The sequence below is a fragment of the Burkholderia sp. WTPI3 genome (assembly GCF_021483755.1).
In the GTDB taxonomy this organism is placed as follows: Bacteria; Pseudomonadota; Gammaproteobacteria; order Burkholderiales; family Burkholderiaceae; genus Burkholderia.
Map to the genome: position 1 here is coordinate 86,777 of NZ_JAGIXF010000011.1, position 23,851 is coordinate 110,627.

At 62.4% G+C, this 23,851-nt stretch carries 23 protein-coding genes and 1 pseudogene; 13 read left to right on the forward strand and 11 right to left on the reverse strand.

The features are described from left to right. Window positions 1-153: 153 nt before the first annotated feature. The 3 genes from J7024_RS08665 (at window position 154) to J7024_RS08675 (ending at window position 3,258) form a co-directional block, all read left to right on the forward strand. Complete coding sequence (locus J7024_RS08665) at window positions 154-357, forward strand: CsbD family protein (protein ID WP_234744978.1); 204 nt, start codon at window positions 154-156, stop codon at window positions 355-357. A 382-nt stretch (window positions 358-739) separates the two neighbouring features. After that, window positions 740-1,891: a branched-chain amino acid ABC transporter substrate-binding protein gene (locus tag J7024_RS08670; protein WP_124830353.1), complete on the forward strand. Its 1,152-nt coding sequence runs from the start codon at window positions 740-742 to the stop codon at window positions 1,889-1,891. Between the two features lie 194 nt (window positions 1,892-2,085). Beyond that, a complete protein-coding gene (locus J7024_RS08675; RefSeq protein ID WP_124830354.1) occupies window positions 2,086-3,258 on the forward strand; it encodes an NAD(P)/FAD-dependent oxidoreductase in 1,173 nt (390 codons plus the stop codon). Between the two features lie 215 nt (window positions 3,259-3,473). Here the strand turns inward: J7024_RS08675 and J7024_RS08680 are convergent, their stop codons facing one another. From J7024_RS08680 to J7024_RS08700, 5 genes are all read right to left on the reverse strand, one after another. Beyond that, a complete protein-coding gene (locus J7024_RS08680) occupies window positions 3,474-4,394 on the reverse strand; it encodes a hypothetical protein (RefSeq protein ID WP_124830355.1) in 921 nt (306 codons plus the stop codon). Window positions 4,395-4,855: 461 nt separating this feature from the next. Then, window positions 4,856-5,428: a PAS and helix-turn-helix domain-containing protein gene (locus J7024_RS08685; protein ID WP_124830356.1), complete on the reverse strand. Its 573-nt coding sequence runs from the start codon at window positions 5,426-5,428 to the stop codon at window positions 4,856-4,858. Between the two features lie 35 nt (window positions 5,429-5,463). Then, on the reverse strand, window positions 5,464-6,036 hold the full coding sequence (locus tag J7024_RS08690) for a DUF5943 domain-containing protein (protein WP_124830357.1): 573 nt from the start codon (window positions 6,034-6,036) through the stop codon (window positions 5,464-5,466). Between the two features lie 25 nt (window positions 6,037-6,061). Continuing rightward, window positions 6,062-7,033, reverse strand: coding sequence for a dipeptidase (locus tag J7024_RS08695; RefSeq protein ID WP_124830358.1), 972 nt, complete (start codon window positions 7,031-7,033; stop codon window positions 6,062-6,064). A 55-nt stretch (window positions 7,034-7,088) separates the two neighbouring features. Continuing rightward, complete coding sequence (locus tag J7024_RS08700) at window positions 7,089-8,435, reverse strand: MFS transporter (RefSeq protein WP_124830359.1); 1,347 nt, start codon at window positions 8,433-8,435, stop codon at window positions 7,089-7,091. Window positions 8,436-8,949: 514 nt separating this feature from the next. Here J7024_RS08700 and J7024_RS08705 point away from each other — a divergent pair. After that, a complete protein-coding gene (locus tag J7024_RS08705; RefSeq protein ID WP_234744979.1) occupies window positions 8,950-9,957 on the forward strand; it encodes a hypothetical protein in 1,008 nt (335 codons plus the stop codon). 95 nt (window positions 9,958-10,052) lie between these two features. Here the strand turns inward: J7024_RS08705 and J7024_RS08710 are convergent, their stop codons facing one another. Continuing rightward, window positions 10,053-11,234: a serine hydrolase domain-containing protein gene (locus tag J7024_RS08710; RefSeq protein ID WP_124830360.1), complete on the reverse strand. Its 1,182-nt coding sequence runs from the start codon at window positions 11,232-11,234 to the stop codon at window positions 10,053-10,055. A gap of 358 nt (window positions 11,235-11,592) precedes the next feature. On the opposite strand from J7024_RS08710, the gene J7024_RS08715 reads away from it, so the two are divergent. The 3 genes from J7024_RS08715 (at window position 11,593) to J7024_RS08725 (ending at window position 13,910) form a co-directional block, all read left to right on the forward strand. Continuing rightward, window positions 11,593-11,802 (forward strand): hypothetical protein, encoded by a 210-nt coding sequence (locus J7024_RS08715; protein ID WP_234744980.1) that lies wholly within the window; start codon window positions 11,593-11,595, stop codon window positions 11,800-11,802. 269 nt (window positions 11,803-12,071) lie between these two features. Further along, window positions 12,072-12,713: an alanyl-tRNA editing protein gene (locus J7024_RS08720; protein ID WP_234744981.1), complete on the forward strand. Its 642-nt coding sequence runs from the start codon at window positions 12,072-12,074 to the stop codon at window positions 12,711-12,713. A gap of 249 nt (window positions 12,714-12,962) precedes the next feature. Further along, a complete protein-coding gene (locus tag J7024_RS08725) occupies window positions 12,963-13,910 on the forward strand; it encodes a GlxA family transcriptional regulator (protein WP_124830363.1) in 948 nt (315 codons plus the stop codon). Between the two features lie 95 nt (window positions 13,911-14,005). Here J7024_RS08725 and J7024_RS08730 read toward each other — a convergent pair whose 3' ends face one another. From J7024_RS08730 to J7024_RS08740, 3 genes are all read right to left on the reverse strand, one after another. Next, entirely contained in the window at window positions 14,006-14,488 is a 483-nt protein-coding gene (locus tag J7024_RS08730; protein ID WP_124830364.1) for a YybH family protein, read from the reverse strand. 127 nt (window positions 14,489-14,615) lie between these two features. Next, on the reverse strand, window positions 14,616-15,470 hold the full coding sequence (locus J7024_RS08735) for a DJ-1/PfpI family protein (protein ID WP_124830365.1): 855 nt from the start codon (window positions 15,468-15,470) through the stop codon (window positions 14,616-14,618). Between the two features lie 156 nt (window positions 15,471-15,626). Beyond that, window positions 15,627-16,373, reverse strand: a complete 747-nt coding sequence (locus J7024_RS08740) for a glucose 1-dehydrogenase (protein ID WP_124830366.1) — start codon at window positions 16,371-16,373, stop codon at window positions 15,627-15,629. Window positions 16,374-16,525: 152 nt separating this feature from the next. On the opposite strand from J7024_RS08740, the gene J7024_RS08745 reads away from it, so the two are divergent. From J7024_RS08745 to J7024_RS08755, 3 genes are all read left to right on the forward strand, one after another. Beyond that, window positions 16,526-16,939, forward strand: a complete 414-nt coding sequence (locus tag J7024_RS08745) for a hypothetical protein (RefSeq protein ID WP_124830367.1) — start codon at window positions 16,526-16,528, stop codon at window positions 16,937-16,939. A gap of 261 nt (window positions 16,940-17,200) precedes the next feature. Beyond that, window positions 17,201-18,400: an aminotransferase-like domain-containing protein gene (locus J7024_RS08750; RefSeq protein ID WP_124830368.1), complete on the forward strand. Its 1,200-nt coding sequence runs from the start codon at window positions 17,201-17,203 to the stop codon at window positions 18,398-18,400. Between the two features lie 10 nt (window positions 18,401-18,410). Then, window positions 18,411-18,599: a hypothetical protein gene (locus J7024_RS08755; protein ID WP_175751933.1), complete on the forward strand. Its 189-nt coding sequence runs from the start codon at window positions 18,411-18,413 to the stop codon at window positions 18,597-18,599. 107 nt (window positions 18,600-18,706) lie between these two features. Here J7024_RS08755 and J7024_RS08760 read toward each other — a convergent pair. After that, window positions 18,707-19,806 (reverse strand): IS3 family transposase gene (locus tag J7024_RS08760; RefSeq protein ID WP_175752763.1). Its coding sequence is split into 2 segments (ribosomal slippage): window positions 18,707-19,554 and window positions 19,554-19,806, totalling 1,101 coding nucleotides; the frame shifts between segments, so codons are not numbered across the junction. A 52-nt stretch (window positions 19,807-19,858) separates the two neighbouring features. On the opposite strand from J7024_RS08760, the pseudogene J7024_RS08765 reads away from it, so the two are divergent. Beyond that, a pseudogene (locus J7024_RS08765) lies at window positions 19,859-20,320 on the forward strand (pyridoxamine 5'-phosphate oxidase family protein); the annotation flags it as partial. Between the two features lie 547 nt (window positions 20,321-20,867). On the opposite strand, the gene J7024_RS08770 reads toward J7024_RS08765, so the two are convergent. After that, window positions 20,868-21,476 carry a TetR/AcrR family transcriptional regulator gene (locus J7024_RS08770; protein ID WP_124830371.1) on the reverse strand — a complete coding sequence of 203 codons (609 nt, stop codon included), beginning with the start codon at window positions 21,474-21,476 and terminating at the stop codon, window positions 20,868-20,870. Between the two features lie 420 nt (window positions 21,477-21,896). Here J7024_RS08770 and J7024_RS08775 point away from each other — a divergent pair, with 420 nt between their 5' ends. Together J7024_RS08775 and J7024_RS08780 are read left to right on the forward strand one after the other, a co-directional pair. After that, window positions 21,897-22,769, forward strand: a complete 873-nt coding sequence (locus tag J7024_RS08775; protein WP_124830372.1) for a DUF6202 family protein — start codon at window positions 21,897-21,899, stop codon at window positions 22,767-22,769. A 173-nt stretch (window positions 22,770-22,942) separates the two neighbouring features. Then, complete coding sequence (locus J7024_RS08780; protein ID WP_175751931.1) at window positions 22,943-23,806, forward strand: phytanoyl-CoA dioxygenase family protein; 864 nt, start codon at window positions 22,943-22,945, stop codon at window positions 23,804-23,806. Window positions 23,807-23,851: the final 45 nt, after the last annotated feature.

Here is a 23,851-nt window from a genome sequence, read left to right on the forward strand (position 1 = left end):
CGGCGTCATCGGTGCGAATGCACCATGCAGGCTGGTGCATCCGTATCTGCCCCGCGCGGCGCGCGGCTGCGATCCTGTCCACTCGGCGGTGCGGCGCGGGGGCCCCGCGAGTGGCCGCATTGCCGTCTCCCCAAATCATCGCAGGAGACGACCATGGACAGGAATCGCATCGAAGGCAAGCTCAAGCAAGTGAAGGGTTCGGTCAAGGAAGCACTCGGCAAGGTGACGGGCGATCGTGAGACGGAAGCGGAAGGCGTGGCGGAGCAGCAGGCCGGCAAGCTCCAGGAGAAGGCCGGCGAGGCGGCCGATGCGGTGCGCAAGCATACGGGCACCGACTCGCACATCGACCGGCACTGACGCCGCGGGTGTCATCGGCGCGGATCGCGCGACGCGTGACGTGCCGAGGTGGCCCGAAGCAGTGGTAATTCTCCATCGGCATTACCCGGCACAGCCTCGGTGCAAAGGCATCTGCGCGCATCCCGCCTGACGTTTTCCCTCCCGGCCCGCCGTCGCGCGGGCCGTCCGCCGTCCGATGCGACAGTACTTGATGACAATTCCTCACAACATAGTTCCGATATTTCGTTTGCTGCACGCGTATTGGCTACCCACAATCGGTTCACCTCTTTCGCGCCGACAGGTTCCCCGGAGACGGAACCGCGGTGATCCGCCGGCGCGCGAAAGATCGCCGGCGCGCGGCAGTCGCGCGTCGCATCCCGACATACAGAAGAAGGATTGGCCGATGACGTTTCGCATTCGTTCGCTTTCCGGCATTGCGTTGACCACCGCGATGTTCGCGTTCCAGACGGGCATGGCCCACGCTCAGGAGACGGTCGTCAAGGTTGGCGTGGCCGTGCCGTTGACCGGCAGCGGCGCCGCCTACGGCAAGGACATCGAGAACGGCGTGCGCATGGCCGTCGACGAGGCGAACGCCGCGCACACGACGATCGGCGGCAAGCCGGTGAAGTTCGTCGTCACGTCGCAGGACGACCAGAGCGATCCGCGCATCGGCGTGCAGGCCGCGCAGCAGCTGACCGACGCGCAGGTGGCCGTCGTGATAGGCCATTTCAACTCGGGCACGACGCTACCCGCGTCGAAGATCTACGCGAAGGCCGGCATTCCGATGATCACGCCGTCGGCGACCAATCCCGACATCACGCGCGCCGGGCTCGGCACCGTGTATCGCGTGATCGCGACCGACACGCAGAACGCTGGCAACGCCGGTGCGTATGCGGCCGGTGTGACCAAGGCGAAGCGCATCGCGATCATCGACGACCGCACCGCGTTCGGCCAGGGCGAAGCCGACGAATTCGAGAAGGCCGTGAAGGCCAACGGCGGCACGATCGTCGCGCGCGAGTTCACGAACGACAAGGCTGTCGACTTCAGCGCGCAGCTCACCAAGATCAAGAGCACGAACGCCGACCTGGTGTTCTTCGGCGGCCTCGACGCGCAATCGGCGATGCTCGTCAAGCGCATGCGCCAGCTCGGCATCCGCGCGCAGTTCCTGGCCGGCGGCGGCGTGATGAACGCGAATTTCATCAAGCTCGCCGGCAACGCGGCGGAAGGCGCGGCCGTGTGGGAATACGGGCAACCGCTCGCGCGTCTCGCGAAGGGCAAGCAGTTCGAAGCCCAATTCAAGCAGAAGTACGGCGTCGACATGCTTGCGTACGCACCGTTTGCGTACGATGCGACGTGGATCGCGATCAACGCGATGCGGAAGGCGAACTCGACGAAGCCGGCCGATTTCAACGGCGCACTGAAGAGCACGCGCTACGACGGCATCACGGGCACGATCGCGTTCACGAACACGGGCGACCTGAAGAACCCGAGCTCGACGCTGTATGAAGTGAAGAACGCCGCGTGGCAGCCGGTCACCACGCAAACGGCGAACTGAACACCCGAACGCGCGCGGACTTTCGCGGCGCGCCCGGACGTGCTGAAATACCAGGAGCGATCGCATGCGATCGCGGCGCATGTCCGGGCGGTTCGCCGGGGGGCCGCCCGGACATGCGCCGCGTGCGACGCGGCACGAACAACCTTCGGGCGCGGCCGGCTGGCCGTGCCTTTTACGTGCAACTGGAGTGAGTCGTGAGTTCTCAAGTCGTCATCGTTGGCGGTGGTGTGATCGGCAGCTCGATCGCCTATTTCCTGCGTGCTACCGATCCGACGGTTTCCGTGACCGTCATCGAACGCGATCCCACCTATGCGAAGTCGTCGTCGGCGCTGTCGGCCGCGTCGATTCGCCAGCAGTTCTCGACGCCGTTGTCGATCGAGATGTCGCTGTTCGGGATCGACTTCCTGCGCAATATCGGCGAGCGGCTCGAGGTCGACGGCAACCGGCCGTCGATCGATCTGCATGAAGGCGGGTATCTGTTTCTCGCGACGCCCGCAGGCGACGCGACGCTGCGCGAGAACCACGCGCTACAGACGAAGCTCGGCGCCGATATTCGCCTGATGGACCGCGATGCGCTGCGCGCGAAGTTCCCGTGGCTGAACGTCGACGATCTCGTGTCGGGCGCGTACGGCGTGAGCGGCGAAGGATGGTTCGACGGCTACGGGCTCGTGCAGGCGCTGCGCAAGAAGGCGCAGGCGCTCGGCGCACGCTACGTACCGGCCGACGTGAAGTCGGTCGTGCGCGATGGCCGCAAGGTCACGCATGTCGTGACGGGCGACGGCGAGCGTTATGCGTGCGACACGGTCGTCAATGCGGCAGGCGCGTGGACGCGCGCGCTGTCGTCGATGATGGGCATCGATATTCCCGTGTATGCGCGGCGCCGCAGCATCTTCAACGTGTCGTCGCCGGCGAAGCTCACGGATTGCCCGCTGCTGATCGACCCGACCGGCGTGTATTTCCGGCCGGAAGGGCGCACGTATATCTGCGGGACGTCGCCGAGCCCGGACCGCGACCCGGACGATCTGCCGCTCGACGAGGTCGATCACGACCTGTTCGACGAAGTGATCTGGCCGACGCTCGCGAATCGCGTGCCGGAGTTCGAAGCGCTGCGCGTGGAGAATTGCTGGTCCGGGTACTACGAGTACAACGTATTCGATCACAACGCGATCATCGGCTATCACCCGGAGCTCGACAACGTCGTGTTCGCGAACGGGTATAGCGGCCACGGGTTGCAGCAAGGGCCCGCGACCGGACGCGGGGTGAGTGAACTGATTCTGGGCGGGCGGTATGACTCGCTCGACCTGTCGTCGCTCGGCTGGGCGCGCGTGCTGGAAAACCGGCCGATCGTCGAAAAGAACGTCGTGTAGCGCGGCGTGACCGCCCGGTGCGGGGTGGGCGGGATTCTCCTTGTGTCTCAATCTGACTGGCCCGGCTTTGCCGGGCTTTTTTTTCGGTTCATCGCGGATTTCCGTGGACGTCGCTTGCCGACCCAATCCGGAACTTCCGCGGTCAGGATTCGAAGCCGAAAAGCAGACTCCCGAAAACTATGGGCTGATGTCACTTCCGTACGTCGAGTGTTGTGTCATGCCGAGTCTTGCTCGCGCGCGTCACAATCCTGAACCGAACAACTTTGGCAGTCCGGTTGTTTGCCGCAAACAGGCTTTGGGCGCCACCCGTGCTCCTCCTTCGCTCGGTCCTGCGCGTACCACATAACCAAGCGATCGACTTGGCGAGAGCTGAGCTCAGAGACACTTGGGAACATCACACCGTTGCGCGATGGCGGTGGCGCCAGCGCACTCGAAGAGAAGGGTGCGCAAGCGTCCTGCCATGCTCTCACGAACGGAAGCGTGAGCGCTGGGCGGAGATCATCCGTAGCGCCGTCAGGAAAGTATCGTTTCCATTGGCCACCTAGCCTGCTGACGAACCGACAAATATGCCGATCCGGTTTTACTACTCCCCATCCCAGGTCCATCAGGATATGAAGCGCCGCCTTGTCTGCGACACCTGTAAAGGTATAGAGGACCGTGAACGGATCTACGATATCGTCGAGTGACCAATTCTTCTTCGGTTGAAGAACCGTCGCGAGCCGGTCCGTTCCATAAGCGGAAATCTCTTTCGCCCGCATGAAGAGTTCCTCGACGCGCCTGCGCATCCCGAATTCTTTTCCACCGGCTACGGCGATCTGCTCAATGTCGGCAACCGTCTGTCTACCACTGACGGCATCCTCTATCGCGAATGGCAGCTCTCGGAGCGCGTCAATGCGTCGAGTTATGCTGGCTTGGCCCATTCCCATCGAATACATCGGCAAGTAGAGGACAGCGTCGACAGCAGTGAAATTGTTTACGGCGCTGTCCAGTCGCCGCTGAAGTTCTGCAGGATTCAGCGTCCTCTGGCAGAGATTCTGGTAGACGGCGTTAATCTGATCGGGTGTCATAGTGATGAGGTCGTAAGTGCCCTTGTGATTTTCCGACCGCAAGGCGGCCGTTGGCGAAGGTCGGCTCATGGCCGACAGCAGTTTTCGGAAGCTCGATATCGGCACGCACGTCAAAATACTTCGAACGAACACCAGTCGGGCACAAACCCCTCGAAGACAAAAAAGTCGTCGATGTATGTCAGCCCAAGCCGCTCCAATGACCTCGTACACTCGTCGGCCGCATCGCCCCCAAAGAACGGGCCAAGTGATATAAGGCTGTCGGATTCGTCAAAATATTTCCGAAAATTGAACTCGACCATAAGCGCGGATAGGTCGACATTCTTGGCCGCTAGCGCAGCCCGTCGGACAACGATCCCGAAATCTCTCGAAACTTTCATCGTTATTGACCAAAGGCAAGCGTGTGCTCAAGATCGTCTGCGATTCAGCCCTTATGGTCGAGCGTCCGTTCCCGGCCGAACACCGACGTTTCTCCCCGGAATTCCCCGGTGAACTTTTTTCGACCTCACTCAAGCGTGCGGCCGGCGCGAGACTCAGGCCAGCAGGCGGGCGATGAGATCGTGTGTCGTCCGGACTTCATACTTCCGCAACAGGCTCGCGCGATGGATGTCGACGGTGCGCGGGCTGATGTTCAGCTCCTTGCCGATTTCCTTGCTCGTCAGGCCGTGCACCAGAAACGCGGCAACGTCGCGCTCGCGCTCGGTCAGCGTGCTGGTGACGTCGGGATGCTTCGTGCCGCCCGACAGGTCGGTGAAGGTCCAGATGGCCAGCTCGAACGGGCGCTTCGGGTTGTATCCGAAGCCGCAGACGGTGACCCAGAAATGGCTGCCGTCGATGCGCCGCATGATGCGGTCGTCGCTGAAGCCCGCGTGTTTCGCGAGCAGCGGGGCGAGGCGACGGCCGGTCGTCGCGAAGTCCTTCTGCTCCGGATACAGCTTCGCGAACGACTGGTCGATGATGTCGTCGCGGGTCGCCCTGAACAGGTGCAATGCGCGGTCGTTGCAGTCGACCATGATGCGTTCCTTCGCCACGATGGCTGCGACCGGCAGATGCCGGAAGAGATCTTCGTAGTCGAGGCTGGGCATCGTGTCGGTCATGTTCGGCATCGTGTCGACGGGCCCGGACCGGATTCGGACCCTGGCTATCGGGCAGGTTCACTCCGGTCCGATTGTAGCGCTTGCCGGGCGAGCGGCTCGACATGAAAGATGCAGCAAGCATGCCCCTCGCCCGCGCATTGCATTTCGGATGAAAACGCGCGCGGGCCTTTGCTCGCCGCGTCGGCCACGGTGTCGTTGACCCAGTCCATCGCGCCGGCGAACCAGCCGGCGAACATGTAGCAGAGCTTGCCGTGCGCATCGGGCCGGGCCAGCACGAAGGACGAGTGGTGCAGATGGATGCGCGCGTGCGACGTCGCCGGATCGGCTTCGGCGATGCTGAACACTCCCCAGCCGCGCTGCGACAGCCGTTTCAGGTAGTGCTCGAACACCGCCATGCCGCCGATGCCGTGCTGTTTCGCCTCCTTGTCGCACCAGTGATAGGCCGACTTGTAGCCGGCCGGGTAGAGGATCGACGCGTAGGCTTCGCGTCCCAGCGCTGCTTCGACCGCCACATGATTGTTCGTGAAGAAGTGGCGCGGGACGTACAGCATCGGCAATGCGTCGGTGGTCCAGATGCCGGTGTCCGGATCGACGTCGATGGGCAATTGTGGCTGCATGGGGGCGACGTGTGCGTGGTGCGGCTCAGACGTTCCAGACTTCGCCGAAGACCCGCAGCCAGTTCTCGCCCATCACCTTCCTGATGCGCGACTCGCTCCAGCCGGCGCGCTGCATGGCGGCGGTCAGGTTCGGGAATTCGCCGATCGTGCGGATGCCTTCCGGATTGATCACCTTGCCGAAATCCGTCAGGCGGCGATAACGGCCCTTGTCGTGCGTGATCCAGTCGAAGAATTCCGTGCTATAGCCCTGCGTGAAGTCCGTGCCGATGCCGACCTTGTCTTCGCCGATCACGTCGATCACGTATTCGATCGCTTCGAGATAGTCGTCGATGGTGGCGTCGGCGCCGCGTCGCAGGAACGGCATGAACATCGTGACGCCCACGAAGCCGTTGGCTTCCGCGATCTCGCGCAGTTGATCGTCCGTCTTGTTGCGCGGATGCTCTTTCAGCCCGGACGGGCAGCAGTGCGAGTAGGTGACCGGTTTCTTCGAGCACGCGATCGCATCGGACGAGGTCTTCGCGCCGACGTGCGACAGATCGACCATGATGCCGACGCGGTTCATCTCCTGGATCACTTCGCGGCCATATCCGGACAAGCCGCCATCCGGTTCGTAGGAGCCCGTGCCGACCAGGTTCTGCGTGTTGTAGCAGAGCTGCACGACATTCACGCCGAGCTCCTTGAACACTTCGATATAGCCGAGGTTGTCCTCGAACGCATACGCGTTCTGGAAGCCGAAGATGATGCCGGTCTTGTTCTCCTGCTTCGCGCGCAGGATGTCGTCCGTCGTGCGTACCAGCGTGAGAATCTCGCTGTATTCGCGGATCTGCTGCTTCATTTCCGCGATGTTGTCGATCGTCTTCTGGAAGTCTTCCCACACCGAGACCGTGCAGTTGACGGCCGTGACGCCGCCCTTGCGCATGTCTTCGAACACCGATCGTTCGAATCTGGAAATGTTCAGGCCGTCGATGATGATGCTGGAGTCGTGAAGGCTCGTCATGGTGTCTCTCCATGCGTTGATTTTTGCAGGCCGGCTCGATGAGCCGGACGTGGGTTCAAACGGCGCGTTCGACGCCGCGCTTCGCGGACTGGGCGGATCTCCCCGTCGCCGGACCGGCATCTTCGAGCGCGGTCTTCGACGTTTCCGGCAGCGCCAGGCCGCCGATCATCGCGAGGATCGACACGGCGATCAGGTAGTACGCCGGCGACAGGTTGGTGCCCGTCGCGGAAATCAGCCACGTGGCGACGAGCGGCGCGGTGCCGCCGAAGATCGTGTAGGCGAGGTTGTACGTGATCGCGGAGGCCGTGTAGCGGGTTTTCGTCGCGAACACTTCCGACATCAGCGGTGCCGTCACCACGCCCGAGAACACCGCGCCGATGGCCAGCAGCGCGACGCCGGCCAGCGAGTGCGACAACACGCCCGAGCTGCCCAGAGAAAAGGCAGGGTAGACCGACACGATGATGAAGATGCAGGTACTTGCGATTGTTGCGCGGCGGCCGACGAGGTCGGAGAAGAGGCCGGCGACCGGACACAACGCCGCGGCGAACAGAAGGGCGAGGACCGTCACGAGGAGCGACGTGCCACGCGACAGGTGGCCGGCCACTTGCAGGTACGTCGCGAAATACGTCGTGAACGTGTAGAAGGACAGCGCGGTCACGGACACGAATGCGCCGAGCTTCAGGATATTCCAAGACTGCGAGTGCAGCGTTTCCATCAGCGGTGCGTGTGCGAGGTCGTGCTTGCCCTCGAGCGCCTGGAATGCCGGCGTTTCATTCAGGTTGACTCGGAGGTAGACGCCGATGAGGCCGACCGGCGCTGCGATCAGGAACGGCACGCGCCAGCCCCAGTCGATCATCGCCTGCGACGACAGCGACGACTCGAGCAGATAGGCGACCACGGCCGCGCAAGCGAACGACGAGAACGTCGACACCGGCACGAAGCTGCCGAAAAAGGCGCGGCGGCGGCGCGGCGCGTGTTCCATCACGTAGGCGCATGCCCCCGCGTATTCGCCGCCTGCGGAGAAGCCCTGGACGCAGCGAATGATCGTGAGCAGCACGGGCGCCCAGTAGCCGATGCTTGCGTACGTCGGCAACAGGCCGATCAACGTCGTCGAACCGGCCATCATCAGGATCGTCAGCGCGAGCGTGCGCTTGCGCCCGATGCGGTCGCCGATGACGCCGAAGATCAGGCCGCCCAGCGGGCGGAATGCGAATGCAACCGCGAAGACGGCGAAAGTCTTCAGGAGTCCGATGGTCGGATCGCCGCTCGGAAAGAACTCGCGCGTCAGGATCGTGGCGAGAAAGCCGTATGCGGCGAAGTCGAACCACTCAACGAAGTTGCCGATCGACGCCGCGGCAATCACGCGCCGTAACGTTTTGGTGTCGACGTTTTGGGTACTCATGGTCGTGTCCTTTTCAGATGCGCGCTCGTTTCGCGTCGAAACCATACTAGGGACGCCAATTACCTAGGTCTATACGTGTCAATTACCTAGGTAATCGGGGGCGGCTGTCGGGCCGTAGCCGGGATGCGTAGCCGTTTATCGGGAGCGCCGGGCTCTGCCATTCCGGCAGACTTTGACATTCTTGCGTTCGCGCTGCGTCGCGGCATTGCGGCATTGCGGCTCGCCACCGGCTTCTTCCGTCAGTTGGAGAAAATCAACGACCGAAGCTGTTCCGGTCTGCCAGGGTAGGGTTCCCATGTCGACAACCCGTGGGACGCGTTAGCCGGACTCGAATGCCATTGCGCCCCAATGTAGTGCGGGGCAGCGAAAATTGACCGGGACCAGATATTCGACATCGTCAGACGGATCGCCGACAATCGGTATGCGGTTGAGCAGCGTGCCCCGTCATTTCGCGTGCCGTCCGACCGGTCTGCCGTTTGTCGAAAAATTCGAATCGGGTTACCGGAAAACTGCCATGGCGCATCCGCAGACGTCTTTCATTCTGTCCGTCGTCGATCCGGATTTACGGAACCCGTGCCTCGACGTCCGGTTCGAAACGGACGACCTCGATATGCTGCGTCGGCTGGTCGATCCCGATGCGTCCGGCGATGCAGCACTCGACGAAGCCTATCTTCTGTCGTCGGCACAGGTCGCGGCCGTGTGCGACGCCTTCGGGATCGCGTTCGACCATGGCTCGCGCGAAGGTTTTCTCTGCAAGCACGTCGATACCGGCGTTCGCGTCCCTTACCTCGTCCATACCGGCTATGAGCTGGCGCTGATGGTGCAAGGGCGAAAGCCATTCGGGTTCATCGAATACAACAGCGAATGGCAGCCTTCGGTCGAACTGAAGGCGCGCTTCGACGCGTATGTCGATCAGGGTGTTTTCCATTCGCAGGAAATCATTCTTGATGCGTCTCGCCCAAACCATCCGGCACGCCGCATCGGGCAAGTTCTCTATACGCTCAAGGGCGAAGAGTGGCGCATCACGGCGCTGGAGCTCATTCGGCAGCACATCAACCTGCAAGGGGACGGCCGCGAGAACATGGAGCGGCTCGAAGGCGCGTTGCTGGGCTACGAGAGATGGCAGAACGATTGGTGGATCGACCACCTCGCGAGTAGCGGTATCAACCTGTACGGGGCTTCGAGTATCGTCAAGGTCGACCGCGCACAATACGATTGGCTCGTTCATGCGGGATTCCGGGCACTGCCGCCAGTCGATGCACCGACGTTCACGCTCTATTCGGCACACGGTCTCGATGATGACGCGATGAAGGCGGCGATGCAGGAGGATCCGACCATTGAAGCGTTCGTTCAGTTCAACGTCGGGTTGAGTCACATCATGCATGCGGCCGATTTCGGGGCGAGCGGGCCTTACGAGATTCCGGCATCGGTGATTCCGACGATCAACCGTCACCTGCTGCGTGCAGTTCGCGTCCTGATTCAACGCGATGATTGCGGCGCGCCGGCCGCGCGCCCCGCGTGAACGGTTTCCGCGCGAAAGCGCGACGCGTCGCCGGATCGGCACCGGGTCGCTACCGCGCTCGGCCCGGCTTCGCCGGGCCTGTGCCATTCCACGCGTTACCGCACGCCGTAGACTGCATCGCGCAGATCGACCGTGTACTGCCCGTTCATGCCCTCATACAGCGTGTTCGATAGCGACACGACGGTGAGCCCGCGAGCGCGGTCGACGAACCACGAGTGGCCGTACACGCCGCCCCAGCGCCAGGTGCCAGCCGATTCCGGCGACGCTGCCGCCCGCGGGTCGCGCAACACGGAAAAGCCGATCCCGAAGCCCACGCCGGGCCGGTCTGGCAACTCGACATCGCCGGTCTGTACGCGGCCCATCTCGTCGACCAGCGCGGCAGGCAGCAGTGCACCGCCGCCCGCGCGCAGCGTGTCGAGCACCTTCAGCACTTCGCCGGCGGTGCCGACCATGCCGGCACCGCCGGACGGGAACGCATGCGCGTCGAGCGCGCGCGACGGGGAGTAGGTCACGCCGACGAACCCTTCGACGATGGGAACCGTCTCGTTTTCCGCGAGCCGATGCGGCTGCGGCGCGTCGTTGACGTAAGGAGTCGCGAGCCGTGCGGCATCGCGCGCGACGAAGGATGTGTCGCGCGCACCGAGCGGATGCAGCACGAGCGCATCGATCGCGTCACCGAGCGGTACGCCGCAAACAGCCTCGATCAGCGCGCCGACGACGTCGATCGCGACCGAATAGTTCCAGTTCGTTCCGGGCGCGTACAGCAACGGCACGCTCGCGATCCTGCGCACGTTTTCGCCGAGCGTGATCGTTGCGCCATCCAGGCCGTCGGAGATGCCCGCGCGTGCATAGACGCCATTCGCGTCGGCCTCCGCGAAGCGATAGCCGAGGCCGGCCGTATGCGTGAGCAACTGGCGCACGGTGATCGTCGGCACGCGACCGTCAGGCAGCGCCGGGCGGAAATCGGGCAGCCAGCGCGTGACGTCTTCGTCGAGCGACAGCTTGTGTTGTGCGATGAGCACCATCGCTGCCGTCGAGACGATCGGCTTCGTCACCGACGCGAGCCTGAACAGCGTGTCCTCGCGCATCGGCGTGCGCGACTCGCGGTCGGCGAATCCGGCGGCGCGGCGATAGACGAGCTCGCCGTGGTGCGCGACCAGCACGACCGCGCCGACGAGGCGCTGTGTGTCGAGCTGGCGAGACAGAACCGCGTCGATGCGCTCGACAAGCGCCGGATCGGCTTGCGGTTGCGGTGACGATGAGGGCGTGGCGGTCATCCGGGACTCCGTCGTGGTGGGTCTGCACGACATGTTAGGGGGCGTTCGCCGGAAGCGGCGTTAACCCGTACGTGAAGAAGGGCTACGAATGCCGGGCGTGACGGCGTGCGTGCGCGAGCGATATGTCACCACTTGGGCGAGCGCGACGGCGACCGGCACTTCGTCATATGGAGTAATAGCTGTAATCCGGGCTGAAATCTTCTTTGGGCCGTAACGGGCTAGACTGGCCTTGCCTTGCCCCCCCAAGGTGTTGTCTTAGCTTCGCTTGGCCTGCGCCTTTCGGCGCAGGCCTCTTTTTTGGCCGCCGCCATCGACGATACGACGATCGCCGACCGGATGCACGTTGGAGACACACCGAGTGACCACCCACTTCACAGCCCGCGATGCAGGTTCGCTCATGCGCATCATCGTGTCGGGCGCGGCGACGGCAACCGCCGCGCTGGCCTGCATGCCGACAGCGTTCGCGCAAGACAGCGCGCCCGTTACCAGCAGCGTATTCGTGCACCAGCCGTACGACACGGGCAACAGTGCGATCAAGGAACTTTCGGTACATCGCATCCGCTGGTGACGATGGTGAGTGAACCACGATTATTTTGCTGTCAGCGGGCATCAGGGCAACGGGCGAAGGCTTCGCTGACCAGCACCGGGTGGCAGGCGACAGCAAGCGGCCGTGCCGCTGCTGATATACCGACGGATGGGGCGTGGGCGGCAGTAGCGGCGTTTCTTTCGATGCGATCCTTGGGGCCCTCATGACGGGCACCTGATCGCAAGATCGTACAAGCGTGACGAATTCGGTCCGCCTATCCTGTTCTTCCCCCTGGGAAAACAGGATTGACGATGACCCGCAAGGTGTTCTGGGACGACCCTTATCGAACTGTGCTGGAAACGGTCGTTACTCTGGTGAACGACGATCAGGTGCAAGTCGATTCGACGATCTATTTTGCATTCTCGGGCGGCCAGGAAAGCGACGCCGGGTCACTGGGCGGCTATCCGGTTCTCGGCGCGGAAAAGCGCGGTCTCGACATCGTGTACACGCTGCCGCTTGAGCATGCCCTGAAGGTCGGGGATTCCGTTACATGGAAAATCGACTGGGAACGGCGATACCGGCTGATGCGTCTGCATTTCGCGGCGGAAATGGTGTTGCAACTGGTATATCGACTTCGTCCGGGTATCGAACGTATCGGCGCGCACATCGCGCAGGAAAAGGCACGCGTCGACTTTGCAAGTGATGTCAGTCTGTCGCCGTTGTTTGCAGAGATCGAATCGGCGGTGACGGACCTGACCGCGCGCGATCTGCCCATCTTGACGGATTTCAGCGATGTCCAAACGCAGCGCAGATTCTGGAAGGTCGACGGTTTTGCGACGATGGCGTGCGGCGGGACGCATCCGAAATCGACGGGCGAAATCGGCGCGTTGAGACTCAAACGCAAAAATACCGGCAAGGGAAAAGAGCGAATCGAGATCGCGCTGGTCGAATAGCGGTGTCTTTGCGTAGCCGTTCGAGCATCCTGTGTGGTGCCGGAAGCGACACGACGTCGGCCCAACCACCGCCGTTCGAGGATATTTTCTTCAACGCGAACGACATCCCTCGCAGCGTTCGAACAATCGACTATACGACCGACCGACGAAGGCCAAAAGGACGTTTTTCCCTCATTTGAAGCCATATGTCCGGGTTTGAGGTTTTTCCGTAAAATACGCCTTTATCGACATTCCCAGTGACTCGTCCGCATGCATCGAATTGGATTCTTCGTCTGCCGTGGGTACGATGTTCTCGATCTCGGCGGCCCCCTATCCGCGTTCAATCAGGTGGCCACGGTTACCGGCCATACCCCGTACGATCTTCACGTCATCTCGCAGCCGGGCGGCTCGGTTCTCGGCAATTCGGGCGTTCCGATCGAGACGAAGCCGGCCGGGAGACGAACGTTCGACACCGTCGTTTTCGTAGGCGGCGACATCGATCCGATGCAGACGTCGGAGAACGTCGCGGCTGCCAGGAAATTGGGTGCGAAAGCGTCGCGGGTCGCAAGCGTGTGCACGGGCGCATTTCTGCTGGCGGAAACCGGCTTGCTGGATGGTCGCAGAGCCACGACGCACTGGCGATACACGGCGCAATTGCAGTCGCGTTTTCCGCTCACCCGGGTCGAGGGCGACAGCATCTATATCGCGGATGGCCACATCTGGACGTCGGCGGGCATCGCCTCCGGCATCGACCTGGCGCTCGCCATGATTGAAAGGGACATGGGGCCCGACGTTGCGCGCGCTGTCTCGAGGCTGCTGGTCGTTCCGTATCGGCGGCCGGGCGGGCAGTCGCAGTTTTCCGCGATGTCGCAAATGGAGCCGGAGTCGGACCGTATCCGCATCGCGCTGAATTTTGCCCGCGAACATTTGGCCGAGGCGCTACCCGTCGAGCGGCTTGCCGATGCGGCGAGATTGAGCCCGCGGCAATTCGGACGCGCGTTTCGTCGGGAAACCGGCGAGACGCCGGCCAGGGCGGTCGAGCGTTTGCGCGTCGAAGCCGCTCGGCTGCGCCTGCAGGATGGTAGCGAGCCGATCGAACAGATTGCGCTAGCGGTGGGATTCACGGATCCCGAGCGGATGCGGCGGGCATTCGTCAAATTGCACGGACACCCGCCGCAATCGATCCGGCGTCAGAGCCGATTGAACGGTGAGCGCTGATCGATCGACAGTTCATCAGCGCGCCGCTCGGCCAGCGCGAGCCTGATGGCGTGCCGGCATTTCCGGTACGCGATTGTCCGCGTTGCGTCGGGCGCTCAATTGCTTGCGGGTTTCAGCGGACCGTAGTCGTTCCACATGTCGCGATGCAGCTTCCAGGTGCCGCCCTGTTTCAGGAAGACGAGGGTCTGCTTGCCGCGGTATTGGAGCTTTCCGTCGTGGTCGTGGATTTCCGCATCCGACACCTCCGTCACGACCCGGTCATTCCCGTAGAACTCGTAATTGCTGAACGTCACGGTAGCCGGCTTCGATCCGGCGTACCCTTTGGTGAAGTACTCGGTGATTGCGCGGCTCCCGGTTATTTTGTCGCCGCCCGGCGGCAAGAGCGTGCCATCGTTCGTATAGAGGCGGCCGATCGCCTCGTAGTCTCCGCGCGCGAAGGCTTCAGCCCAGCGCGCGTTCTCGGCCTTGATCGCCGCGCCGGGCGGATGTGGCGAACCGCCGGCGACGGCCGGCGCCGCAAATGCCGAAAAGGAGAGGCAGACTGCAAGAGCGGCAGTACAAAAACGGATCGGATGCATTCGATGATTTCCAGTCGTGGCTTGAATTGAAGAGGGCTGCAGCGTCGTGCAGGTGGAGCAGGCAAGGTCGATTGCGTTCTTCGTCGCGGCCTGTGCGGACTTTCGCAAACCTTGCCTGCAAGGCTGTTCAGCGAACGCCCGGGATACGCGCGAGACCGCTTGATGCGCCGGGCAGTTCCTTGTCGACCATCGCGATGACCTCCGGCCGCGCATCTCGCGGGTGGCCGGAATGGAACGGCGGAGCGGGATCGTATTCGATCACGAGTTGCGTGAATTCGGCGGCCTGCCGACCGCGTAGCCTGGCGGCAACGCGCAGCGCGAAGTCGATGCCCGCCGTCACGCCACCGCCGCTCATGAAGCGGCCGTGGTCGTCTTCCACGAAGCGATCCGGAACGGGGATGGCGCCATATTCGGACAGCTTGTTGACGAACGCCCAATGGCAGGCACTTCGCTTGCCCTTGAGCACGCCCGTTGCGGCGAGCACGAGCGACCCGTTGCAAACCGACGTGACGTGCTTCGCGCTTTCGGCGAGACGCCGGATCTGCGCTTGATACGCCGGGCGCATCGGCGCCGACAAATCGGACCCGCCGGGAACGAGGATCAGGTCGGTTTTCTCGATATCGGCCAATCGTTCGGTGTTGCCATAGACGACGCCGAATTCGAGGGTCACGTTGCCCCCGTTGAGGCTCGCGTAGCGAACATTCGTGTTCGGCAGCCGATGAAAAATCTCGCTTGGGCCAGCGAAATCGAGAAGGGTGCCGCCGTCGTAATTCACGATCAGGATATTGAGCGGCTCGCTCGGCGCGAGTTCTGCCGCGCTGTCTGCCTGCGCGAAAGCTGGCGTGGCGCGGCCAAGCAGGGCTCCGCCACCCAGGACGGCGCCGAGCGTGGCGACGCCCCCGAACTTGAGGGCATCGCGGCGGGCGTGGCCTGCCTGGGTGAGTTTCTCGCTGGAGGCGTCGTTCTTTTTGTGATCGGTCAAGTTAATCTCTCCTTGCACTTAGGCCTCCTCTTCAAGTACAACCAGGTCGGCCAGATTGAAAGACCTCGCGACGAAGCGCGTGGCGGACGTGTAATTACGATGTGGATGCGGTGGGCGGAACCGGCGTGTGCCGCTTCGCGAACGACGGGCGAAGGCTTAAAGCTGCGAAGCCCCGCCATCCACAACCAGTTCGGTGCCGACGACATAGGACGATTCGTCGCTGGCAAGATAAAGTGCCGCGTAGGCGATGTCTTCGGCTTTACCCATGCGGCCCACCGGAATCGCCTGGGCAAACTCGGCCTTGCGGTCGCGGACCCACTCGTCGGACATGCCCCACCTGGAGAGCAGCGGCGTGTCGATCGCGCCCGGCGCAATCGCGTTGAAGCGGATCTTGCGGTCGAGAAACTCGTAGGACCAACTGCGGGCAAGCGATCGCACGGCGGCCTTTGCCGCCGCCGTCAACGAAATGCCATGCTTGCCGGTCTGCGCGACGAACGACGTGTTGAGGATGACCGACGCGCCATCGCGCAACTGAGGCAGCACCGCTTGGAGCGTGAACACCACGCCTTTGACGTTGATGTCCATGATTCCGTCATAGAGGTCTTCGTCGATGTCGCCGACTGCGGACGGGAAAGCCCAACCCGCGTTGGCGAACACGATATCCAGGCCACCGAACCGCTCCTTCACCTCGGCGACGATTGTGCGCATGTCGTTGATCGAACGGACATCGCCCTTGAGCACGAGCGCACGCTCTCCGAGCTCGGCCCTCACGCGTTCGAACGCGCTTTCGTCGCGACCGGTCACGGCTACCCGGGCGCCTTCCGCAATGAAGAGCCTGGCGGTCGCAAGGCCGATGCCACTGGTGCCGCCCGTAATCAAAGCCGTCTTGTTCTTGAGCCTCATCATCTGTTCCTTTCTCTGCGTTGAGATCGATCAAACCGAAGGCCTGCAAGCGCGATTGCGTTCGCGCCCGTGCTTCGACTTGATATCCGGTGCAAATTATGGAACTTGAGGTTGATGGCGCAAAGGTCGTATAACCCTCAAAAAGCGTCATCATGATTCAGGGTGAAGTTTGCCGCAAAACTCACCCTCTGATCGATCCAGGATTCGTAAAGCGGATCAAACAGTTCTGTCGCGAGAAGCCGACGGACGATGCGTGCAATGCCATCCCGGCCATCAAGGGAAGACCGATTCTCGACCAGGGCGCGCCCACGGACGTCGCGGAGATTCCGATCTCCGACGGTCGGGGGCATTTCCCGATCGTACTGAAAGACGCCGATGTCGTTCAGTGGCGCCACGGCAAAACGGTCTTCGTGTACGAATACAAGATCGTCGGCCAACAAGGGTCCAACGATCCGTATGCGCCGTACGAGCTGCAGGGTTCCGGTATCGTGAATTCGCCGGATTTCGCCATCGACATGCGCGCGGAAAAGTGCGAGGCCGCAGTGCGCGCGCACGTCCGATCCTGATATCGCGACCGCAACCGCCGTGGCGCTCCAGCGCGCTTGGCTAAACCATCGAACGGCCCCGGATCCCGCCGCCGGGATGCATGCCCCACATCCCCAATTAATGACCAAACCGCAAGACCTAGTGCATAGATATCGTTTGCCGCCGCGTTAATGACTATCGACAATCGTGGCTCGAATCCACCGCCGTTGTGCGCAGAAGCGCCGCGGCGGCCGGCACTTGTCGGCTATCCCGGCCGTCCCTGCCATCCAGCTCACGACGACATGTACGCGTTCACGCCCTCATTCCAGAATCCTGCCGGTTCGCCGATCCGCGAACTGTTCAAGTACCTCTCCGAACCGGGGATGATTTCTTTCGCGGGCGGGTACCCGGCCAGCGACCTGTTCGACGTCGACGGCCTGAACGCGGCCGCCGAACGCGCATACGCGCAGCCGGTCCGCTGCCTGCAGTACGGTCCGACCGACGGTCTCGCCGAACTGAAGCAACAACTGATCGCGTTGATGGCGCGCCGCAACGTAACCTGCACGCCGGCCGAACTGCTCGTCACGACCGGTTCGCAGCAGGGCCTCGACCTGCTGCTGCGCGTGATGGTTGCGCCGGGCGACGTCGTGCTGACCGAACAACCGGCGTACCCGGCGACGCTGTCGGCGATGCGTCTGCAACAGGCGCGTATCGTGACGATTCCCGTCGACGGCGAAGGCCTCGACGTCGACCGCCTCGCGTCGCAACTCGCGTCGGGCGAGATCGCGCAGCCGAAGCTGCTGTACACGGTGCCGACCTTCGCGAACCCGACCGGCGCGACGCTCACGCGCGAACGCCGCTTGAAGCTGCTGCGTCTGGCCGTGCAATACCGTTTCCTGATCGTCGAGGACGATCCCTACGGCGACCTGCGTTTCGCGGGGGTTGCCGTGCCGTCGATGCTCGCGCTCGCGAGCGAAGTCGACGGCGCGCGCGACTGGATCGTGCACTTCGCGAGCCTGTCGAAGATCGTCGCGCCCGGGCTGCGCGTGGGCTGGACGATCGCGCCGGCCGAGATCGCGCGACGCTGCGTGATCGCGAAGCAGACGGTCGACCTGTGCAGCACGCCGTGGACGCAAGCCACCGCCGCCGAATATCTCGCCGACGGCGCACTCGAGCGCCATCTGCCGCGCATCACGGCGGCCTACAAGCGCAAATGCGACGCGATGTGCGACACGCTGCGCGATGGCTTCGGCGACGCGATCACGTTCCATCGTCCCGAAGGCGGGATGTTCGTGTGGGCGCGAATCGGCGCAGTGTCGTCGGATGTGCTGCTGCAGCAGGCGATCGCGAACAAGATCGTGTTCGTGCCGGGCAAGGCGTTCTTCGCGGACAACGTCGATGCCGCATCGCTGCGCCTGTCGTTCGCCGCACCGGATGTCGATGCGATCCGGGAAGGCGTCGCGCGCCTCGTGCGCGCGTACGGTGCGGCGCTGGCCGCCTGAGGAGACACGCATGAACTTCATCGTCAACGACACCGTATGGATGGACGAAGCGCCGTGCATGGCCGACATCCGTCCCGTCGAGCACAAGTCGTCGCAGATCAACGCGGGGCCGCAGTACATCGCAGACGTGCTCGGCCGCTTCGGCGCGGATTCGACCGACATGAACGACGCGGCGCCGGTCGTGCTCGGCTACAACTGAACCGCGCGCCGGCGAGCAGCGGGCGAGGGGCCGCCGCCAAAACGGTTAAGCTGGCGCGATCGAATCACGCAGGAGCGCCGTGACCTGCGGCGGAATTTTGTAGCCAGTCAGGCAGTGAGTCTCGCGTCGATATTATCGGAATCCAGCCAGGCTCGACGGACCGTGGCCGGAGGTTGGTAGCGATGAGCGCTGTGGGGCCGGCGCTCGTTATAGAACTGCCGCCAGCGCTCGATGAGCACCTTGGCCTCGGCGCGGCTGCGGAACCATTCGCGGTTTAGCAATTCGTCTCGCAGTTTGCCGTTGAAGCTTTCGACGAATCCGTTTTGCCATGGACTGCCAGGCGCAACGAAGGCCGGACCGATTGCAGCGTCTCGCAGCCAACGCATGACCTTGGCAGCGGTAAATTCGGCGCCGTTGTCCGACCGAACAAACGCGGGCTTGCCGTACAGCCGCATGAGTCGCGATAGCGTCAAGATCACGTCCTGCGACCGCAGGCTGGCGCCAACCTCGATCGCCAGACACTCGCGGGTGTATTCATCGATCACGCATAGCATCTTCAAGGCCCGGCCATCCACTAGTTGATCGTGCACGAAGTCATAGCTCCAAACCGAATTGGGCTGTGTGGCGCCTGGCAGGCGTATGTCGTCGCCGCAACGACGTCGGCGAGGACGTCGGCGCGGAATGTTGAGCTGAAGGGCTCGCCACATTCGCCGCACGCGCGATTCGCTCAACGCCAGCCAGGCCGACATCCGGCGATAGCCGAAGCGCGGCACCTCTTGCGCGGCCGCCATCAGCCTCTCGCCCAAACTCCGATCCTTCTCCGGTTGCTTGAGCGTATAGGTCGCCACTCGGCGGCTCAGTCCCAGGTAGCGACATGCCTTGCGTTGCGAGAGCCCCCGCCGAGTCAGGACTTCCAGCGCTTCGCGCCGGCCCGTCGGGGTGATCATTTTTTTCGGCTGAACTCCTTCAGGCCGTCGATTACCAGCATCTGCTCGGCGATCAGGCGCTTGAGCCGATCGTTCTCCGATTCCAGCTCCTTGAGCCGACGAGCGTCAGCCACGTCCATCCCGCCGAACTTGTTGCGCCAACGATAGAACGTCTGTTCCGAAATGTTGTGGCGCTTGCATAGATCCTTCACCGGCTCATCCCGGCTCTCGGCCTCGCGCAAAATGCGGATGATCTGCTCGTCGGTAAATCGCTTCTTCATCGAGTCCTCCTTGTCCATAGGATAAAAGAGAACTCACTTGCCGGATGGCTACAAGAAACGTCTCAGGTCATTGCGGCAAGTGAGCCGCGCCGATCGTCTGCTGGCGTTCCATACCGATGCGCGTTCGGAGAAGGTGGCGGAGTTGCGCCGCGATCCGCGCATCGCGATCGTTGCAAACCATCTCGATGCGCTCGTGCAGATTCGTGCGGAAGGCGTTGCATCGATCTGCGACGACGAAGCGCAACGTCGTGCGATCTGGCAATCGAGCCGTCCGCATACGCTGCTGTTGTATCGCGCGCCGTTGCGACCGGGCACGCCGATCGAGTCGCCCGAAGAGGCACACGTTGCTCCGGGCCAAGGCGCCACGCCCACCGACGACGGCTATCGGAACTTCTGCCTGCTCCACGTCAAGGTGACGCGCATCGACTGGCTCGACCTCGCCCGCAACGGCCATCGGCGCGCGGTATTCGACCTGAACGACGACGGCTGCGAAGGCCGCTGGATCGCTCCCTGACGACGGCGTCCGTATCGCTGCGACAAACGCGTACATGCCAGGCAAATCCGGGAGACATCGGGCTGTCGAATGGGGCGCCACGTGACCTGCGCGTGTCCGAAGGAAACCGGGCAAGCGCGCTGTTCCCCGTCAATTCGAGTCGATCTTCGGTCCGGACGACTGCCGATTGCTCGTCCTGCAACGACACGGACGGGTTCCAAAGACGAGTCGCGCGAGAAGGGCTCTGAACAGGGCAACGTTCGTGCATCACCGTGAGCAACGATCAGACTGATCGGGAGCCACGTCGCTCGCGGCACGCCCGGGAATCGGCGTCGCCAGTGACGAATGATGGGGTTCTGGTGCGTGTGGATGGACCGTTTGGAACGGGGATGCATCGAAGTGTCCGGAATCGGACGATCTTGAGTGCGTACATCGTGCGCTTGCAGGCCGCGAACTCGCGAGCACAAGCGACGATCAGCAGTGACTGTCGCGCGTCGATGCGCGGCAAGCTGACGATACGGGAGACTTGCATGGCGAAAATCCGCCCAATCTCCGGGTTGCCTGGGGCTCAGGTATTGACGGCCGCCAGTGCCTGGCTGTTGTCCGAGTACAGCAAATTGACGAGATGGTCACACATCTCGCGCAACTGCTCCGGATCGTGGTTGATTCGCTCCATCACCGCGAGTCCACGCGTGAAGGTAATGATCATTTGAGCCGTCGCTTCAGGGGACTGGGCAAGCGATGCGCGGATCTCGTCCCGCGACAGCGCCTCGACGATCGCATTTTCCAGATTCTTGAGCAGACCGCGGACACTGTCCTGAATATTGTCGGCGGATGCGTCCGCTTCGATCGCACTCCTGGTCGTCAGGCAGCCGCGGGGCGGGACATGCGCGGTCATGCTGGCAATTGAACTCTCGAAAAACTGCTGCAGTGCGGTATGCGCAGATGGCGCATTCAGTGCCGCGCGCGTCTCTTCAAGTACCCGGGTCGCATATCGATCGAACGCAAGCTGGAAGAGCTGCTCCTTGCCGCCATAAGCGTGGTATAGCGAGCCTCGCTGAACATTCGCTGCTTCTGCCAGGTCAGCCATGGAGGTCGCTTTCCAGCCCTTTATCCAGAAGATTTCCAGAACCCTCTCGAGGACTGCGTCTTCATCGAATTGCCGAGTCATTGCCATAGGTCCGTCGCCTCCTCAAAAAATCGTTGACCAGAGTGTCAACGTTGACTATGCTGACAATTATAGTTCAAATCGCGACAGGTCAAAGGCCAAGTTCGCGGACAACCCGGTGTTGAGTTGGAAGGTCGAGCAGACCAGCACGTCTGACCAACGGTCGACCGACGAAACAAATGAACGACAACAAATAAGCAATCCTCAAATTCAGCTTTGTAGTGAACAGAGAAGACTCTCGAGAGTCAACAGGCGTTCCTGGTCGCGTTGCCACCCGTTCCTCATCAAGAGTGACGGACGTGAGCGGTGAATGTCGATTGGGCGAGAGTCGGTTCTGTGTGCATGGAAGTTCGGCAGTCGGCACGTATTGGGCAACTCGCAGCTTCGTGATGTTCTTCTTTTTAGTTACATTCATAAGGAATGCATATTATGACGAACGCAGTCGAATCGACAGTCAACGCAGACTCGAAACGTGACCACACACCGTTGGCAGACTTCGATGCCGAGATTGCTGCGTGCCTCGAGGCATCGCATCTGACGACGGAAACGAACCGCTTCTTTGTGGAAGCCAAGGCGGTGAAGTCGATCGAGCCGTTGGCCGCACTGGGTATCGCGCACGGTTGGCGCGAGATCACCAAGGCGTTCATGTTCACGTCTCTTGCAGGTCTGGGCCTGATGGCGTCCCAGGCCGATGCCGAGGCCCACCCGAACACCAATCTCCTGACGGCGATCCAGACCGTATTCCAGGTCATTGGTGACGACCTGTCCAACGTCATGTCGGTGTTCAAGGAAGTTGCCCCGGCCGGGCCGGCCGGCATGCACTACGCATGGTGGGAAAGTGCCATCGTCGATCCGCTCAAGGCGACGTTGGGCGATGGGGCGAACGATACGTCGAACCTGCTCGGACCGGGTGGGAAGCGACTCATCGAAAATATGCGCCAGCTCGCGCATGACCCGCTCGGTGCTGCCGTGCAACTGCGTGTCGTGGAGGCCATCGCGCTGGATATCACGGTGGCGTTCAAGCGTGTCTTCTCCAGAGTCGACGTCGACGGCGGTCGCCTGTTCTCCCGGCCGGAACACTTCCAATGGATGGATTCCCACATCCACGCCGAGGTCGAACATCACAAGGCAGTGAGCGACGACGATACGGGCACGACGGCAATCGCCGATACCGCGGAGAAGCAGGCGCGCATGTTGCATCTCACCCGCACTTATGCAGCGTACTGGAATATCGCACTGAACGAGTTCGCCGATTTTCTCCACCTGTCCGGAGCACGAGCGCCCGTCGCGGCTGCCGCGTGACCATCGCCTTCCTGCCGACGGGGTGCGGAGTCGAAGTATCCGTTATGTGAATGGCAATCGGGCCGTGCGCTACACCTGAACGTTTCACCGACGACGTGTCGATAGAAGGCATGGTCGCAGGACTTTGATGTCCGCCCCAACCACAATGCGAAAACAAGTACTGGAGCATGACGATGCAGAACGCTACCTTCAAGCAGCAGTTTCTTGATAAAGGGTACTTTACCGTTCCAAAAGTAATCGACGCTGCCGGGCTGGACATTCTCCGCAAGGCGGCTGACGACTGCATGAATGACACCACGGATCCGGGGCGCGTGACTGAAGTGGATGGCAAGACGGTTCGCGGACTCCACGGAGCCCACCTTCGCAACGAAGCGCTCGCAACGTTGTGTCGGCACCCGACCCTTCTCGGGGCGGCGAAGTTCGTCCTGGGCGAGGACGTATACGTCCACCAGTTCAAGCTCAACATCAAGGCCGCGTTCGTCGGCGATGTGTGGGAATGGCATCAGGACATGACGTTCTACCATCGCGAGGACGAACTGCCGGAACCGCAATTCCTGACCGTCGCCGTGTTTCTGGATGATGTTACCGAGTTCAATGCGCCGCTGACCGTGATACCCGGGTCGCATGTGGACGGCTTCAAAGAGAGCATCAAGCATACGATCGACACGTACGACAAGCAGAGCGATTGGCTCAGCAACACGACGGCCAAGCTTCGCTACACCGTCGATCGAAACGTGCTGCGCGAGATGGTGCGCCTGCATGGCATGGACGCCCCGAAGGGGAAAGCGGGAGACATCGTCGTCTTTCACGCGAATCTGTTCCACGCATCGGGCGTCAATATCTCTCCGTTCGACCGGCGCGTCGCATTCATTTCCTATAACAGCGTGAAGAACCTGCCGGTTCAGACGCGTCCGCCGCGCCCGGAGTTTCTTGCAGCGCGTGATTACTCGCCGTTGACGCCTCGTGAGCTCGGTGATCTGTCGCCGAACCGGGACTGCCCGGAAGACGGTCGTGTGCGCGCGGAAGTGGCTAGCTGAGATAGAGAGGGCTGAACCATTGCCCGACGATGAGCCGATGGGCCT

Coding starts and splice junctions, on each gene's coding strand:
- J7024_RS08685 (WP_124830356.1), bottom strand. CDS start 5,428: ATGCCGAACATGACCGACACGATGCCCAGCCTCGACTACGAAGATCTC.
- J7024_RS08680 (WP_124830355.1), bottom strand. CDS start 4,394: ATGAGCCGACCTTCGCCAACGGCCGCCTTGCGGTCGGAAAATCACAAG.
- J7024_RS08780 (WP_175751931.1), top strand. CDS start 22,943: ATGCAGAACGCTACCTTCAAGCAGCAGTTTCTTGATAAAGGGTACTTT.
- J7024_RS08750 (WP_124830368.1), top strand. CDS start 17,201: ATGTACGCGTTCACGCCCTCATTCCAGAATCCTGCCGGTTCGCCGATC.
- J7024_RS08725 (WP_124830363.1), top strand. CDS start 12,963: ATGCATCGAATTGGATTCTTCGTCTGCCGTGGGTACGATGTTCTCGAT.
- J7024_RS08700 (WP_124830359.1), bottom strand. CDS start 8,435: ATGAGTACCCAAAACGTCGACACCAAAACGTTACGGCGCGTGATTGCC.
- J7024_RS08690 (WP_124830357.1), bottom strand. CDS start 6,036: ATGCAGCCACAATTGCCCATCGACGTCGATCCGGACACCGGCATCTGG.
- J7024_RS08665 (WP_234744978.1), top strand. CDS start 154: ATGGACAGGAATCGCATCGAAGGCAAGCTCAAGCAAGTGAAGGGTTCG.
- J7024_RS08740 (WP_124830366.1), bottom strand. CDS start 16,373: ATGAGGCTCAAGAACAAGACGGCTTTGATTACGGGCGGCACCAGTGGC.
- J7024_RS08695 (WP_124830358.1), bottom strand. CDS start 7,033: ATGACGAGCCTTCACGACTCCAGCATCATCATCGACGGCCTGAACATT.
- J7024_RS08730 (WP_124830364.1), bottom strand. CDS start 14,488: ATGCATCCGATCCGTTTTTGTACTGCCGCTCTTGCAGTCTGCCTCTCC.
- J7024_RS08770 (WP_124830371.1), bottom strand. CDS start 21,476: ATGGCAATGACTCGGCAATTCGATGAAGACGCAGTCCTCGAGAGGGTT.
- J7024_RS08755 (WP_175751933.1), top strand. CDS start 18,411: ATGAACTTCATCGTCAACGACACCGTATGGATGGACGAAGCGCCGTGC.
- J7024_RS08710 (WP_124830360.1), bottom strand. CDS start 11,234: ATGACCGCCACGCCCTCATCGTCACCGCAACCGCAAGCCGATCCGGCG.
- J7024_RS08705 (WP_234744979.1), top strand. CDS start 8,950: ATGGCGCATCCGCAGACGTCTTTCATTCTGTCCGTCGTCGATCCGGAT.
- J7024_RS08720 (WP_234744981.1), top strand. CDS start 12,072: ATGACCCGCAAGGTGTTCTGGGACGACCCTTATCGAACTGTGCTGGAA.
- J7024_RS08775 (WP_124830372.1), top strand. CDS start 21,897: ATGACGAACGCAGTCGAATCGACAGTCAACGCAGACTCGAAACGTGAC.
- J7024_RS08670 (WP_124830353.1), top strand. CDS start 740: ATGACGTTTCGCATTCGTTCGCTTTCCGGCATTGCGTTGACCACCGCG.
- J7024_RS08745 (WP_124830367.1), top strand. CDS start 16,526: ATGATTCAGGGTGAAGTTTGCCGCAAAACTCACCCTCTGATCGATCCA.